Source organism: Paraburkholderia sacchari (assembly GCF_000785435.2).
In the GTDB taxonomy this organism is placed as follows: Bacteria; Pseudomonadota; Gammaproteobacteria; order Burkholderiales; family Burkholderiaceae; genus Paraburkholderia; species Paraburkholderia sacchari.
On record NZ_JTDB02000010.1, the window covers coordinates 57,985 to 72,076 of the forward strand.

Below are 14,092 nucleotides of genomic sequence, written 5' to 3' on the forward strand. Positions count from 1 at the left end.
TTTGCCGCCCCATCATGCCCGGCTGTTGCCGGATGCGGGTTGCGTATCGACGAGCATCGTCGCGAGCACGAGCGCCGCGATCATCCCCAAATGCTCGAAAAAGCTGTTGAGCGCCATGAAGCGCGCGGTGCCGGTCTGATTCCAGAAGTCGTTGGCGACGAGCATCGCCACGACCGTGAGCACACCGAGTCCTCCCGCGCCAATCCAGACGAAGCGGCGCAGCACGATGCACAGCGATCCGCCGATCTCGACCGCGACCGCAAGCGCCGCCCACAGCGCGGGCGGATGCAGGCCGAAATGGGCCTGCTCCGCGATGGCGCCGTCGAAGTGCAGCGCCTTGTTGACGCCGCCGATCAAATACGCGGAGACGAGCGCGAGGCGCACGAGCGCCGCGACCCACCACGGCGAAAGCAGCGCACGCACCCATGCGGGGTTGCGGCTGCCGTTCAGCGCTGTCATGTCAGATCGCCCAGCAGGAGCAGCCTAGCGCGCCCCAGAAGCCCTTGGCGTCCGAGGTCGGCAACGTGCTGCCCCATGCGTTCGCGTGGCCGTGACCGTGCACGTCGCAAGCGCTCGCGCAGGCGCACATCGCTGCTGCCGCCGCACGCTGCAGCGGCGCACCTTCGCGCTGCTGGTTTGCGTACCCGCGTCCCCAGCCGCCATAGCCGCCGTACTGGCGCACGGGCGACCAGTCCGGCATGGCGGGCGGGATCGGCGCGTCGTATTGCGAGAACGGGCCCGCGCCCCACACGATCCTGCCGCCCACGACCGTGAGCAACGCCGTCGTCGTGGCGATATCGTCCTCGGCGCACGCGAAGAAGTCGCGGTCCGGCACCATCAGGTCGGCGAGTTGCCCGACCGCGATGCGGCCTTTGCGGCCTTCTTCGTTCGAGAACCAGGTGACGTATTCCGTCCACATGCGCAGCGCGGTTTCACGATCGAGCAGATTGCGCTGCGGATACAACCGCAGACCGCCCACCGTCTTTCCGGTCACGAGCCACGCGAGCGACACCCACGGGTTGTACGACGCGACGCGCGTGGCGTCGGTACCCGCCGACACCTTGATGCCCTTCGCAAGCATCTTCGCGACGGGCGGCGTGGCTTCAGCCGCCTGCGCGCCGTAACGCTCGACGAAATACTCGCCCTGGTAAGCCATGCGATGCTGCACGGCGATGCCGCCGCCGAGCGCGGCGATACGATCCATCGAGCGCTCGGAAACGGTCTCCGCGTGATCGAAAAACCAGTTGATGCCCTCGAGCGGAATATCCTGGTTGACCTTCTCGAACACATCGAGGGCACGGCTGATGGTTTCGTCGTACGTGGCGTGCAGCCGCCACGGCCAGCGGTTCTGCGCCAGCACGCGCACCACGCCTTCGAGTTCGCCCTCCATTCCGGGCGGCAGTTCGGGGCGCGCGACACGGAAATCCTCGAAGTCGGCCGCCGAGAACACGAGCATTTCGCCCGCGCCGTTATGCCGGAAGTAGTCCGAACCATCGTGATACTTGACCGAGCCTGTCCAGTTCACGAAATCTTCTTTTTCGGCGTTCGGCTTTTGCGTGAAAAGGTTGTACGCGATGCGCACCGTCATCTCGCCCGCCTCATGGAGCTTGCGGATGACCTCGTAATCGTCGGGATAATTCTGCGAGCCGCCGCCTGCGTCGATTGCGCCGGTCACGCCAAGGCGATTGAGTTCGCGCATGAAATGGCGCGTCGAGTTGTACTGATACTCGATCGGCAGCTTCGGACCATTCGCGAGCGTCGCGTAGAGAATCGACGCATTCGGATTCGCGAGTAACAGGCCGGTTGGGTTGCCTGCACCGTCGCGCAGGATCGTGCCGCCAGGCGGCTCGGGTGTTTCCTTCGTATAGCCCACTACGCGCAGGGCTGCTGCGTTGAGCAGCGCGCGGTCGTACAAATGCAGAATGAACACGGGCGTATCGGGCGCCACGGCGTTCAGTTCTTCGATGGTCGGCAGCCGCTTCTCTTCGAACTGATGCTCGGTGAAGCCGCCGACCACACGCACCCATTGCGGCGCGGGCGTGATTGCGACCTGCTGCCTGAGCATTTCCATGGCAATGGCGAGCGAGCGAACGCCGTCCCAGCGCAATTCCATGTTGTAGTTGAGGCCGCCGCGAATCAGGTGCAGGTGATTGTCGATCAAGCCGGGGAGTGCGGGCCGGCCGCCGAGATCGACGACTCGGGTCGCGCTGCCCGCGAGCGGCATCACCTCGGCATCGCTGCCCACCGCCACGAAGCGGCCATCGACGATCGCCACGGCGGTGGCGCGCGGGTTCGAACGGTCGAGCGTGGTGAACCGGCCGTTATGCAAAATGAGATCGGGATGGGTAGCGGTTGCACACATGTGCGGTTCCTCGCTTCACGTACTGCGATTAAAAGCCGAACAACGGCTTGAGGGTTGGAATAGCCTGAGCGCCGATCACCATGCCCAGCAAGCCGACGAGCGCGACCAGCGGCGGCGCGGGCGAGCGGACCTTGATGGCGCTGTAGATCACACCGGCGAGCGCGCCAGCACCGAGCGACACGAGATACGATTCCATTCAGTTATCCTGATCGATCAATTCACTGAACCAGCGCCTGGCGCATGGAACGCGCCGCGCCAGCCTGCGCTGACGCGGCGCGCGCGATTACTTCGCCGGCACCGCCGCCAGCAACTCGTGCGGCACAGCCGTGCGTTGGGCGGCCTTGTGGACCATCGTGTAGGCGTAGTCGACGCCCATGCCGTACGCGCCCGAATGCTCCTTCGCGATCGCCATGACCGCGTCGTACGTTTCGCGGCGAGCCCAGTCGCGCTGCCACTCGAGCATGACCTGTTGCCACGTCACGGGCACTACGCCCGCTTGAACCATGCGCTGCATGGCGAAGTCGTGCGCATCCTTGGACGTACCGCCCGAGGCGTCGGCCACCATGTAGATTTCGTAGCCGCCTTCGAGCATGGCGCACAGCGCGAACGTCGTGTTGCAGACTTCCGTCCACAGGCCGGCCACGACCACCTTCTTGCGGCCGTTCGCCTTGAGCGCGTCGCGAACCTTCTGGTCGTCCCACGAATTCATGGACGTACGCTCGAGCAGCTTGTGATCGGGAAACACGTCGAGCAGTTCGGGATATGTATAGCCCGAGAAGCTTTCTGATTCGACCGTCGTGATCGTGGTCGGCACGTTGAACACCTTGGCCGATTTGGCCAGCGCAACGACGTTGTTCTTCAAGACCTGGCGGTCGATCGACTGCACGCCGAAGGCCATTTGCGGTTGCTGATCGATGATGATCAACTGGCTGTTCTGCGGGGTCAGGACTTCAAGCTTAGGATTGCTCATTACACTAGTTTCCTTTGAACCGGGGAGAGGAGACGCTACCTTGCGGGCATGGCCGCGAGGCGACCGGGATGCATTGCACTGGCGAGATTGTCCGGCCAGCTGCGGTTATTTGACACGCTAAAGCAGACGTTCAACAACTAAAAAAAACGAATTAATCCAATTCCAGAAAATTAACCCTTAATTAATCTGAACGCGCCTTCTCCCGCCTCTGAAAACCCGATACCCTTTCGAGAAAAGTGCCGCGCAAGGCCTCTTTATGAGCCGGTTTTCCACTGAGATTCGTATCATGAAACCCTATATTCTTTCGCTGCTGGCCGGCGTGCTTATCGGTGTCGTCTACTCCGCGATCAGCGTGCAGTCGCCCGCCCCGCCCATCATCGCGTTGATTGGACTGCTCGGCATGCTGGCAGGCGAGCAGATCCTTCCGCTTGCGCGCCGCATGCTTTCGGGCGACAAGCCGCGCACAGCATGGCGCGACGCCAAGTGCGGCCAGCACATGTTCGGCTCGCTGCCCGGCGCTCAAGTTTCGGATGCCGCGGCAAAAGACCGTCAACCATCATGATGTACCGCCGCGCGCCCGCTCTGCACTGCTTGAACCGCTGACAAATGAATGAATAACGTCGAGCTTTTTCACTATCTCCTGCTGCTGATTTGTGGCGCAGGCGCGCTGACCTGGCTCGCCGAGCGTGTCTCGATCCCGCCTGCCGTCGTGCTTTTGCTGGGCGGCTGCGTCATCGCAGTGGCCGGCAAACGCGTGCCCGACATGGACCCCGACTTGCTGCTCGCGGCCGTGCTGCCGCCGCTGCTGATGTCGAGTTCGTTCTATACGGCATGGAAGGAATTCCGGCAGGAACTCGCCACCATTACCTCGCTCGTGCTCGGTGCGGTCACGTTCACGACCGTCGCCGTTGCCTTCGCGGTGCGCGCGTTCAATCCGGACCTGCCGTGGGCCGCGTGCTTCACGCTCGGCGCGATCGTCTCGCCGCCCGATGCGGTCGCCGCCAAGGCGATCCTCCAGCGCCATCCGCTGCCCGGCAGGCTCGTAGCGGTGCTCGAAGGCGAAAGCCTCGTGAACGACGCTTCGGGACTGCTGCTCTATCAGATGGCGGTTTCCGCCGCGCTCGCGGCCACGATCACCGTCGCGAGCGCGACGGGGCTGTTCTTCGCGCTGACACTGATCGGCGTCGCGGTCGGCCTCGCCTGCGGCCAGGCCATGTGCTGGGTGCTGCCGCGCCTGCGCGACCCGATGCTTGGCATCGTCGTGACTTTCGTGATGGCGTGGGCCAGTTATGGCATCGCCGAGGCCGTGCACGGCTCGGGCGTCCTTTCGGTGGTGACGTGCGGCCTCGTGCTCGGCGTGCGCCAGCACCGCGTGTTCGACGCCGACATGCGCATCAAGGCCAAGGCGACCTGGGAGGCGATCGTGTTCGTGCTCGATGCGCTCGTCTTCATCCTTATCGGCCTCGCGCTACACGGCATTCTCGCGGGCGTGCATCACGAAGGCGCCGTGCTGGCAGCCGGGTTGCGCGTCGCGTTGCCCGCGACGGCGGCGGCAATTGTCGCGCGCCTCGTGTGGGTGTTCGCCGCGGTGTGGCTGCCGAGCCGGTTGCGAGCGAGGCGCGCGGGCGCTCAGCCCTGGTCGTTCGCGGAGGCCGTCGTGCTCGGATGGGCCGGCATGCGAGGCGTCGTGAGTCTTGCCGCCGCGATTGCGTTGCCGGGCAATTTCCCGGGCCGCGATCTGATCGTGTTCAGCACCTTCTTGCTGATCATCGCGACGCTCGTCGTGCAGGGCGCCAGTCTTGCGCCTCTCATCCGCCTGCTGAAGCTGCGTGCGGCCGCGCGCCAAACCATGTCCGAGCACGAGGCGCGCGCACAAACGTTCGGCGCGTCCCTTGCCGCACTCGAGCAGATCGGCAAGCGCGCGTCCGGCCTCGAACGCGCAACGCTCGAGCGTCTGCGCGCCGAGTACCGGATCCGCGTGAGCGCGAACCAGGATGCGCACACTTCAGGCGTCGAGCGCGTCGAGGACCGCGCGCGCTTTCTGCGCGTCGAACTCGAGCTTGTCGGCGTGTCGCGCGCGACGCTGCTCGACCTGCACCGCGTGGGAAAAGTGGACGATGGGGTTCTGCATCGCATCGAGTCCGAACTCGATCTCGAGGAGTTGCGCCTGCAGCGTCTGCTCGAACCGTAACGCGTTGCGCGGATCGCGCGGCTTCGCTTGCGCCGGCCCGCTACGACTGGCTCAGGATTCGCAGCTTCGTGACTCGCACCGGGCGAGCCAGGCATGAATCTGCCCGACCACCGCCGCGCCGTCGCCTACCGCCGAGGCTACGCGCTTCGCCGCGCCCGAGCGCACGTCGCCGATGGCGAAGAGGCCTGGCACGTTCGTCTCGAGCGGCAGGCAGCCCGCGCCGTTGCTCGCGTCGGACGGCCCGGTCACGACAAATCCGTGCTCGTCGAGTTGTACCCCGGTCGATGTCAACCAGTCGGTTTTCGGGTCGGCGCCGATGAAGAGGAAAAGGTGCCGGGTCTCGATAGTCTCGCTGCCCGCATCCTGATGCCGGACCTGAATGCGCTCGAGACTTCCATGGCTCGCCTCCAGCGATTCGAGCGCGCAGCCCGCGCAGATCAAAACATTTTGCAGCGCGCTAATTCGGTCGATCAGGTAGCGCGACATCGTGGCTTCGAGATTCTGCCGCCGAATCAGCACGCGCACGCTTCTTGCGAAGTTGGCGAGAAACACGATAGCCTGCCCCGCGGAATTCCCCCCGCCGATCAGCACGATGTCCTGGCCTCTCACGAGACGCGCCTCGATGGGAGACGCCCAGTAATAGACGCCTCGGCCTTCGAAGTGCTCGAAGCCCGGCACGCAAGGTCTGCGGTACGCCGCGCCGCTTGCCACCACGACAGATCGCGCCCGAACGCTCTGTCGATCGGAAAGCGCGAGGGTGAACGTGGCGGACGTGCGTTCGATGCACTCGACAACAGTCGGAATCGCAACATGAGCGCCGAACTTCAGCGCTTGCTGGAATGCGCGCGCTGCGAGCGCCTGCCCCGTGATCCCCGTTGGAAAGCCCAGGTAGTTTTCGATACGTGCGCTCGCGCCAGCCTGCCCACCCGGCGCACGCCGGTCGAACACCACCACCGAGAGCCCTTCCGATGCGGCGTACACTGCCGCCGCGAGGCCCGCTGGACCGGCGCCGACAATCGCAATGTCGTAGCACTGCGAAGCACAGAAGGTCGGCACGAGGCCAAGCCGCGTGGCAAGTTCCACCTCATCTGGCGCGCGCAGGACCGTCCCGTCCGGGCAAAAAACGAGCGGAAAGTCATCGGGATTCGAAGTGAGTCCCGCAAGAAACCGTACGGCCTCCGAATCGTTTCGCGCATCGATCACGGCGGCGGGATACGCGTTGCGCCGCAGGAAACCCTGCAGCCGGACGAGACGCGCGTCATCGGCATAGCCGACAATGATGGGCCCGAGTCCCTGCTCGATGAGCCCGAGACGCCTCAGGATCAACGCGCGCATGATGTGTTCACCAAGCTGGGCGTCCGCGACGATAAGCGCGCGCAATTGCTCCGGCTTGAGCACGAGCGTGTCGCAGTCGGTGAGCGCGATGGCGTCGACGAGGGACGGCTTGCCGGTGAGTTGCACCATCTCGCCCATGAAATGCCCATCGTGGTGTTCGGTGACGAGCGTCGTGCGCCCCTGTGCGTCACGCGATTCGATGCGCACACGGCCGCTCAGCAGGATATGCAACCCTTCGGCCTCGCGTCCGGTCTCGAAGATCAGCTCCCCGGCCTTGAACGCCTTGCGGCGTGCGAAGCGGCTCGCGCTATGGATCTCTGCGCTGGAAAGGCGGGGAAACATCTGGTGCCTGCGATGTTCCAGCGAGGAAAACGGATGCTCGGAGTCGGGTGAGTCCTGGCTCGTGCTTGTACTTGCGTCGTCTGCGTCGATCATATGGGTTTTGCCTCGCGCTCAGGCAATCAATTGCCTGTATCGTGTCCCCTCATCGTGGCATTTTTCGCACGGGCAGACATTAAGCCGGACTGAAACGTTCTGAACGCGCGAGCCACGCTGCGCCGCTTTCGCGTGGAAGCGACCGTCGCAGACATGCTCTGAATACGCGTGCAGGACGCGCTGCGCGCGCCTTAACCGGCTTCCTGCCCCACCCGCGCCTCGAGAAATTGCAGCAACGCGCGCACCTTGGTGGAGTGGCGCCGGTTGGGAAGATATGCGGCGTACGTGAGCGCGTCGCCGTTGTGCGGGCTCACGCGCCAGTCGGCGAAGCAGTGCAGCAGGCGGCCCGCGCGGACATGCTCGTTCACGAGCCACGCGGGAAGAAGGGCCAGTCCCTGGCCGGCCAGCGCCGCTTCCAGCAGCATGTCGAGATTGTTGGAGATGAGCCGCCCGCGCACATTCGCCTTCTCCTCCACGTCGCCGCGCGTGAAAGTCCAGACCTGGCGCGCGCGGTAACTGCCGCCATAGGCCACGCGCACGCATTCGTGCTCCGCGATTTCGCCGGGATGCCGCGGCGTGCCAGCGCGTTCGAGATACGCGTGGCTCGCGACGACCATACGCGGGTTCCCGGCCAGCGTCTTCACGATGAGATTGGGATCTGCCGACGGCAGCCCGATCCTCACCGCGACGTCGATACGCTCGATAGCAAGGTCTACGAAATTATCCGCGACCACCACGTCGAGCGCGACGCGGGGATACTCGCGCAGATATGCCGCGAGATGCGGTGCAAGCACCACGCGGTTGTACACGGACGGTACGGTGATGCGCAGCGCGCCGGCCGGCGCCGCGCCTGTGTCGAGCACGCTTTCGTCGGCTTCGGCGAGGTCGTCGAGGATCCTCGAGACCTGCTCCACGTACGCCGTGCCCGCTTCGGTCAGACTCACGCGGCGCGGCGTTCGCGTGAGCAGCGCCGTGCCGAGCGCGGCTTCGAGGGCGTCCATCAGCCGCGTGACCGACGACGTAGCCACGCCAAGACGTTGAGCGGCCTTCGCGAAGCCGCCCGCATCGGCGACTTCGAGCAGCGTGTTCAGTGCGAGTAGCTTGTCCATGACAGCGATTATGCCAGCGCGATTGCGCCTTTGACGCGTCTTCGGCACCCATTCGCCAGGGCGCGCGCGCAACATTTAACTGCCGGATTCAGGACTTTTCAGGCGCATCGTGACACGCTTGCACCGTCACGAGGACCCGAGCCTTTCGTTGCGCACGACGCAATGGGCGTTTGCGCCGCGGGTGTATTCCGATGCCGCCGCCAAATGTCTAACCTTGACGCAACCGAATCGCCCCCCGCCACAGTGACTTCATCGTACAAGGAACCATCATGCCCACGCCGTCGAGCACGCTTGGCCACAAAACGCAGGCAATCAAGCTCACCCAGGGACTCATTGCGCTCTTCGCATTCAGTTGCGGTGCGATCGTCGCCAATCTGTACTACGCGCAGCCGATCACCGAACTGATCGGGCCGTCGCTGCATATGTCGGCCGGTGCGGCGAGCCTGATCGTGTCGCTCACGCAGATCGGCTACGCACTCGGCCTGTTCTTCATCGTGCCGCTCGGTGACTTGCTCGAAAACCGCAAGCTCATGATCACGACGGCCCTCGTGTCGATCGCGAGCCTCGGGGCCGCTTCGCTCGCGCACTCTCCAGGCTGGTTCCTCGCCCTCTCGCTGCTGATCGGCTTCAGCTCCGTCGCGGTGCAGATCCTCATTCCGCTCGCGGCGCACCTCGCGCCCGATCACGCGCGCGGCCGCATTGTCGGCACGATCATGAGCGGCCTGCTGCTCGGCATCCTGCTCGCGCGCCCGCTCTCGAGCGTCGTCGCCGACCATTTCGGCTGGCGTTTCGTGTTCGCCGCCGCCGCTGTGCTCATGGCGCTCGTCACGGCCGTCCTCGCGCTGACCATTCCGCGCCGCCAGCCAGAGCATCAAACATCCTATTTCGCGCTCATCGGTTCGCTGCTTCATCTTGTACGCACCATGCCGGTGCTGCGCCACCGCGCGTTCTATCAAGGGTTGATGTTCGCCTCGTTCAGCCTGTTCTGGACCGCCGTGCCCATCGAACTCACGCGCCATTATGGCCTCTCGCAGTCCGCGATCGCGGTGTTCGCGCTGGTCGGCGCCATCGGTGCGACGTCCGCGCCGCTCGCCGGTCGCCTCGCCGATGCGGGCCACTCCGTGCGCGCCACGTTCATCGCCTTGATCGCTGCCGCACTAGCCTATACGCCCGCGCTGATTCATCCGGCGTTCGGCGTGTACGGTCTCGTCGTCACGGGCATCGTGCTGGACTTCGCCGTGCAGATGAACATGGTCCTCGGGCAGCGCGAAATCTACGCGCTTCACGCGCCAAGCCGCGGCCGCCTCAATGCGCTCTACATGACGAGCATCTTCGCTGGCGGCGCGATCGGCTCGGCGCTCGCGAGCACGCTGTATGAACGCGGCGGCTGGACGCTCGTCGCGGGCGTTGCGCTGGCGTTCCCGCTCGTCGCTTTCGTGCATTTTCTGCTCGTGGGCCGCCCGCATGCGCGCGCAACGAGCCTGGCGGCGCATGCCGTCGCGCAACGGGAGCGATCATGAAGCGCAGAGGACTCTGGATCGGTGCGGCCGCAAGCATCGTCGTGGCCATCGCGGCCGCCGCGGCCATCATGTACAGGCCGCCCATCGCGCCCATTGCGCCGCCGTCGCCGGACAGCTTCGATGCGCAGCTCAAGCGCGAGGGCGCGCGCGTGGTCGCGCTCGGCGACTGTATCGTCTGCCACACGGCGAAAGGCGGCCGTCCGTTCGCGGGCGGCTTGCCGCTCGCCACGCCGTTCGGCACGATCTACGCGACCAACATCACGCCGGAGCCGCAAACGGGCATCGGCGCGTGGTCGGAGGCGGCCTTTGCGCGGGCGGTGCGGCACGGCGTCTCGCGGGACGGGCATCTGCTCTATCCCGCGTTTCCGTACGTGCATTTCACGCGCATGTCCGACCACGACATTGCCGCCGCCTACGCCTACCTGATGAGCCGCGAACCGGTTCATGCGAGCGCGCCGGCCAACGAACTGATCTTTCCGCTGAATTTCAGGCCGCCGGTGGCCTTCTGGAACCTGCTCTTTCTGCGCGCGGGTTCGCGCGAAGCGGACGCTTCGCAGGACGCCCAGTGGAACCGCGGCAAGCTGCTCGTAGACGGCCTCGGCCACTGTGCCTCGTGCCATTCGCCGCTGAACGCGATCGGCGGCGAGAAGGCCGGCCGCGCCTTCGACGGCGGCGTGGTGGACGGCTGGGAAGCGCCCCCGCTCAATGCGCTTGAGAGCGCGGCGAAGCCGTGGACGACGACGCAGCTCGTCACCTACCTGCGCACCGGCCGCGCCTCGGAGCACGGCGCCGCCGCGGGCCCGATGCTGCCGGTCACGCGCGACCTCGCGACCGTGCCGGTGGAAGACGTCGAGGCGATCGCCACCTACTTCCTCTCGCTGCAGAAGGGCGCGCCAGGCGATGCGACGCCCGCAGTACGCGTCGCGGCACACGAAGCCACGCCCGCCGAACAGCGCGGCGCGGTCCTCTTCAACGCCTCGTGCGCGCAATGCCACGGCCCGGGCTCGCCGATGCAAACGATCGGCGAGCGTCCGACGCTCGCGTTCAGCACGGCGGTCAACTCGGGCACGCCGCGCAACGCCGTGCAGATGATCCTGAACGGCATCAACTGGAAAGGCGCGGACGCGATGAACTATATGCCCGCGTTTATGGGCGTCTACGACGACCGGCAGATCGCCGACATCGTCGCCTACGTGCGTGGCGCCTACTCGACCCGACCCGCGTGGCCCGACGCCGAACCGCTCGTCGCCCAGCTCAGAAAGGAGGATAGTGCGCGATGATTTCACTGAACGTCAACGGCGTGCAGCACGCGCTCGACATCGACCCCGCCACGCCGTTGCTCTATGCGCTGCGCAACGATCTCAAGCTGCATGGCGCGAAGTTCGGCTGCGGACTCGGTCAATGCGGCGCGTGCACCGTCATCGTGGACGGCGAAGCGACCTTCTCCTGCCTCGTGCCCGTGAGCGCGATCGGCGAGCGGCCGGTTCGCACGCTCGAAAGCCTCGGCAGCGCGGCGCATCCGGGCGCGTTGCAGCAGTCGTTCATCAAGCACCAGGCGGCGCAGTGCGGCTACTGCATCGCGGGCATGATCATGCGCGCGCAGGCGCTGCTTGATCGCAACCCGCATCCCACGGAGCAGGAAATACGCGCGCACATGGCGCCGAACCTGTGCCGCTGCGGCACGCACATGCGCATTCTCGCCGCCATCGGCGACGTCGCGGGCGTGAGCGCCCCGCCCACCCATTCCGTCACTGCCGCGAAGACCACATCATGAGCCACCACGACGACGATTCCATCGACGCGCCCATCGACGAACGCCGCCGGCATTTCATGATTTCCGGCGCGCTTTTCGTCGCGTTCAGCATGGTCAAGGGCGCGAACGTGCTCGCTCAGGAAGTCATCGCCGACGAAGGCGCGGCCGTGCACATTGCGAAGGAGACCCAGGCACTTGCCGGGAGCCTCAAAACCAACCCGCTGCTCGATGCGTGGATCAAGATCACGCCCGCCGGCAAGGTCACGGTCTTTACGGGCAAGGTCGAACTCGGCACGGGCGTGCGCACGGCGCTGCTTCAGGTCGCCGCCGAAGAGCTGAACATGGCGCCCTCGCTCATCACGTTCCTCACCGCCGACACGGGCGCCTCGCCCGACGAAGGCCTCACGGCGGGCAGCCACACCATGGCCGACAGCGGCAGTGCGCTGCTCAATGCCGCCGCGCAGGTGCGCGGCCTGCTGGTCGGCGCCGCCGCGAAGCACTTCAGCGTCGATGCGGGCACGCTCAGCGCGAGCGATGCCGTCATTCGCACGCAAGACGGCCGCACGATGCACTACAGCGAAGCCGTCGGCCTCGTGGACCTGCATCGCAACGCCACGCCCACTTCGCCGCTCAAGGACCCGAAGACGTTCCGCGTCATCGGCACGCCGTTGCCGCGCCTCGATATTCCGTCGAAGGTCACGGGCGGTGCGAGCTATGTGCAGGACATGCAGTTGCCGGGCATGCTGCACGCACGCATTGTCATGCCGCCCGTGTACGACGCGAAACTCCTCACATTCGACGAAACCGCCATCGCGAAGATGCCCGGTGTCGTGAGGATCGTGCGCAACGGCAGCATGTTGGCCGTGGTGGCGCAAGGCGAATGGCAAGCGATTGCGGCGCAACGCGCCCTCGCGGCGAGTTGCCAATGGTCGCCGGGGCGCGCGCTGCCCGATCCGGCCACCGTGCATCGCGACCTCAAGCCGCTCTGCACGCAGCAGATCAAGATCGCGGATCACCATGCGCCCGCCGCGCCCGCCGTGAAAACGCTGGAAGCGCGCTTCATCAAGCGCTATTTGATGCACGGCTCGATCGGGCCTTCGTGCGCCGTCGCGCATCTCGACGCGGGCCAGCTCACCGTCTGGACCCATTCGCAAGGCGTTTATCCGCTGCGCGACGCGCTGGCCGAAATGCTTTCCATGCCGAAGGAAAGCGTGCGCTGCGTCCACACCGAAGGCTCCGGCTGCTATGGCCACAACGGCGCAGACGATGCCGCCGCGCATGCCGCGCTGATCGCCGCGGCCATGCCGGGGCATCCGGTGCGCGTGCAGTGGATGCGCGAACAGGAACACACATGGGACCACTTCACGCCCGCGATGGTGACTGAGGTGAAGGCGTCGATCGACGCGAGCGGGCGCATCGTGGACTGGCAATACGCGCTCTGGAGCAGCTCGCACAACGAGCGCATCGTCAACGCCGGGCGGCTGCTGCCCGCGCGCATGCTGGAAAAGCCCTTTGTTTCCGCGCCTTCTACGCCGATGCTGCAACCCGAAGGCGGCGGCGACCGCAACGGCATCCCGCTCTACACGCTGCCGAACATCGAGGTGATGAACAACTTCTCGCCGACCATGCCGCTGCAGACTTCGGCAATGCGCTCGCTCGGCGCGCACACCAACGTGTTCTCGATCGAGAGCACCATGGACGATCTCGCGCATATGGCCGGTATCGATCCCGTCGAGTTCCGGCTGCGCCACATGGACGATGCGCGTGCGCGCGATGTGATCCAGCTTGCGGCGAAGCGGTTCGGCTGGCCGCGGCCGCCGCGCGCGCGCAGTCGCGGTGTGGGTTTCGCGTTCGCGAGGTACAAGAATTTGATGGCGTATGTGGCCATCGCCGTGGAAATCTCCGTCGAGCCCGAGACGGGTCTCGTGCGGCTGGAAGAGGCGCAAGTCGCCGTGGATTGCGGCCAGGTCGTGAATCCCGACGGCGTGCGCAACCAGATCGAAGGCGGCATCGTGCAATCGGCCAGTTGGACGCTGCACGAGGAACTGCGCTACGACACGAGCCGCATTCGCAGCTTCGACTGGGGAACGTACCCGATCCTGCGTTTCGATTCGGCGCCAAAGCGCATCGACGTGCACCTGATCGACCGGCCCGGCGCACCGTTCCTCGGCACGGCGGAGGCCTCGATGGGGCCCGCTGCGGGCGCACTCGGCAATGCGATCTTCGACGCGACCGGCAAACGGGTGCGCGAAATGCCGCTGGCGGGCGACACGCTGAGAAAACTCATCGAGGTATAGCGCCCGGCGATATCGACGCCTTCCTCGATGGCGTGCCGCACACGCTCAAGCAGTGGCGGCACGAGCGGCGCAAGCAACGATAAGCCGGCGTAATGCCGGCTTATCGTTTCGCTCAACCGC

At 65.7% G+C, this 14,092-nt stretch carries 12 protein-coding genes; 6 read left to right on the forward strand and 6 right to left on the reverse strand.

The window, feature by feature from the left end; genetic code table 11:
* Window positions 1-12: 12 nt before the first annotated feature.
* From NH14_RS27405 to NH14_RS27420, 4 genes are all read right to left on the reverse strand, one after another.
* On the reverse strand, window positions 13-459 hold the full coding sequence (locus tag NH14_RS27405; protein WP_035530796.1) for a DoxX family protein: 447 nt from the start codon (window positions 457-459) through the stop codon (window positions 13-15).
* A 1-nt stretch (window position 460) separates the two neighbouring features.
* A complete protein-coding gene (locus tag NH14_RS27410; RefSeq protein ID WP_035530795.1) occupies window positions 461-2,362 on the reverse strand; it encodes an amidohydrolase in 1,902 nt (633 codons plus the stop codon).
* Window positions 2,363-2,390: 28 nt separating this feature from the next.
* Window positions 2,391-2,558 (reverse strand): DUF1427 family protein, encoded by a 168-nt coding sequence (locus tag NH14_RS27415; RefSeq protein ID WP_035530793.1) that lies wholly within the window; start codon window positions 2,556-2,558, stop codon window positions 2,391-2,393.
* Window positions 2,559-2,645: 87 nt separating this feature from the next.
* Window positions 2,646-3,332, reverse strand: a complete 687-nt coding sequence (locus NH14_RS27420) for a hydrolase (protein WP_035530791.1) — start codon at window positions 3,330-3,332, stop codon at window positions 2,646-2,648.
* Between the two features lie 286 nt (window positions 3,333-3,618).
* Between NH14_RS27420 and NH14_RS27425 the strand changes: the two genes are divergently transcribed.
* Together NH14_RS27425 and NH14_RS27430 are read left to right on the forward strand one after the other, a co-directional pair.
* Window positions 3,619-3,894, forward strand: a complete 276-nt coding sequence (locus NH14_RS27425) for a XapX domain-containing protein (RefSeq protein WP_035530790.1) — start codon at window positions 3,619-3,621, stop codon at window positions 3,892-3,894.
* A 48-nt stretch (window positions 3,895-3,942) separates the two neighbouring features.
* Window positions 3,943-5,523, forward strand: coding sequence for a cation:proton antiporter (locus tag NH14_RS27430; RefSeq protein ID WP_035530788.1), 1,581 nt, complete (start codon window positions 3,943-3,945; stop codon window positions 5,521-5,523).
* 51 nt (window positions 5,524-5,574) lie between these two features.
* Here the strand turns inward: NH14_RS27430 and NH14_RS27435 are convergent, their stop codons facing one another.
* Window positions 5,575-7,293: an FAD-dependent oxidoreductase gene (locus NH14_RS27435; RefSeq protein WP_035530786.1), complete on the reverse strand. Its 1,719-nt coding sequence runs from the start codon at window positions 7,291-7,293 to the stop codon at window positions 5,575-5,577.
* Window positions 7,294-7,484: 191 nt separating this feature from the next.
* A complete protein-coding gene (locus NH14_RS27440; protein ID WP_035530899.1) occupies window positions 7,485-8,402 on the reverse strand; it encodes a LysR family transcriptional regulator in 918 nt (305 codons plus the stop codon).
* Between the two features lie 269 nt (window positions 8,403-8,671).
* Between NH14_RS27440 and NH14_RS27445 the strand changes: the two genes are divergently transcribed.
* From NH14_RS27445 to NH14_RS27460, 4 genes are read left to right on the forward strand one after another with little or no spacing between them, the layout of a single operon-like run.
* The gene (locus NH14_RS27445; protein WP_052148349.1) at window positions 8,672-9,922 is read left to right on the forward strand and encodes an MFS transporter; all 1,251 of its coding nucleotides are present in this window, start codon (window positions 8,672-8,674) and stop codon (window positions 9,920-9,922) included.
* Complete coding sequence (locus NH14_RS27450; RefSeq protein WP_035530784.1) at window positions 9,919-11,202, forward strand: c-type cytochrome; 1,284 nt, start codon at window positions 9,919-9,921, stop codon at window positions 11,200-11,202. Before NH14_RS27445 ends, NH14_RS27450 begins: the two co-directional genes overlap by 4 nt.
* Window positions 11,199-11,696 carry a (2Fe-2S)-binding protein gene (locus NH14_RS27455; RefSeq protein WP_035530783.1) on the forward strand — a complete coding sequence of 166 codons (498 nt, stop codon included), beginning with the start codon at window positions 11,199-11,201 and terminating at the stop codon, window positions 11,694-11,696. The genes NH14_RS27450 and NH14_RS27455 overlap by 4 nt, the downstream gene beginning before the upstream one ends.
* Window positions 11,693-13,972 carry a xanthine dehydrogenase family protein molybdopterin-binding subunit gene (locus NH14_RS27460; protein WP_035530781.1) on the forward strand — a complete coding sequence of 760 codons (2,280 nt, stop codon included), beginning with the start codon at window positions 11,693-11,695 and terminating at the stop codon, window positions 13,970-13,972. Before NH14_RS27455 ends, NH14_RS27460 begins: the two co-directional genes overlap by 4 nt.
* The last annotated feature ends 120 nt before the right edge of the window (window positions 13,973-14,092 follow it).

What these genes read in the sequence shown, in the direction of transcription:
- NH14_RS27405 (WP_035530796.1), bottom strand. Translation starts at nt 459, where the DNA reads ATGACAGCGCTGAACGGCAGCCGCAACCCCGCATGGGTGCGTGCGCTG.
- NH14_RS27410 (WP_035530795.1), bottom strand. Translation starts at nt 2,362, where the DNA reads ATGTGTGCAACCGCTACCCATCCCGATCTCATTTTGCATAACGGCCGG.
- NH14_RS27415 (WP_035530793.1), bottom strand. Translation starts at nt 2,558, where the DNA reads ATGGAATCGTATCTCGTGTCGCTCGGTGCTGGCGCGCTCGCCGGTGTG.
- NH14_RS27420 (WP_035530791.1), bottom strand. Translation starts at nt 3,332, where the DNA reads ATGAGCAATCCTAAGCTTGAAGTCCTGACCCCGCAGAACAGCCAGTTG.
- NH14_RS27425 (WP_035530790.1), top strand. Translation starts at nt 3,619, where the DNA reads ATGAAACCCTATATTCTTTCGCTGCTGGCCGGCGTGCTTATCGGTGTC.
- NH14_RS27430 (WP_035530788.1), top strand. Translation starts at nt 3,943, where the DNA reads ATGAATAACGTCGAGCTTTTTCACTATCTCCTGCTGCTGATTTGTGGC.
- NH14_RS27435 (WP_035530786.1), bottom strand. Translation starts at nt 7,293, where the DNA reads ATGATCGACGCAGACGACGCAAGTACAAGCACGAGCCAGGACTCACCC.
- NH14_RS27440 (WP_035530899.1), bottom strand. Translation starts at nt 8,402, where the DNA reads ATGGACAAGCTACTCGCACTGAACACGCTGCTCGAAGTCGCCGATGCG.
- NH14_RS27445 (WP_052148349.1), top strand. Translation starts at nt 8,672, where the DNA reads ATGCCCACGCCGTCGAGCACGCTTGGCCACAAAACGCAGGCAATCAAG.
- NH14_RS27450 (WP_035530784.1), top strand. Translation starts at nt 9,919, where the DNA reads ATGAAGCGCAGAGGACTCTGGATCGGTGCGGCCGCAAGCATCGTCGTG.
- NH14_RS27455 (WP_035530783.1), top strand. Translation starts at nt 11,199, where the DNA reads ATGATTTCACTGAACGTCAACGGCGTGCAGCACGCGCTCGACATCGAC.
- NH14_RS27460 (WP_035530781.1), top strand. Translation starts at nt 11,693, where the DNA reads ATGAGCCACCACGACGACGATTCCATCGACGCGCCCATCGACGAACGC.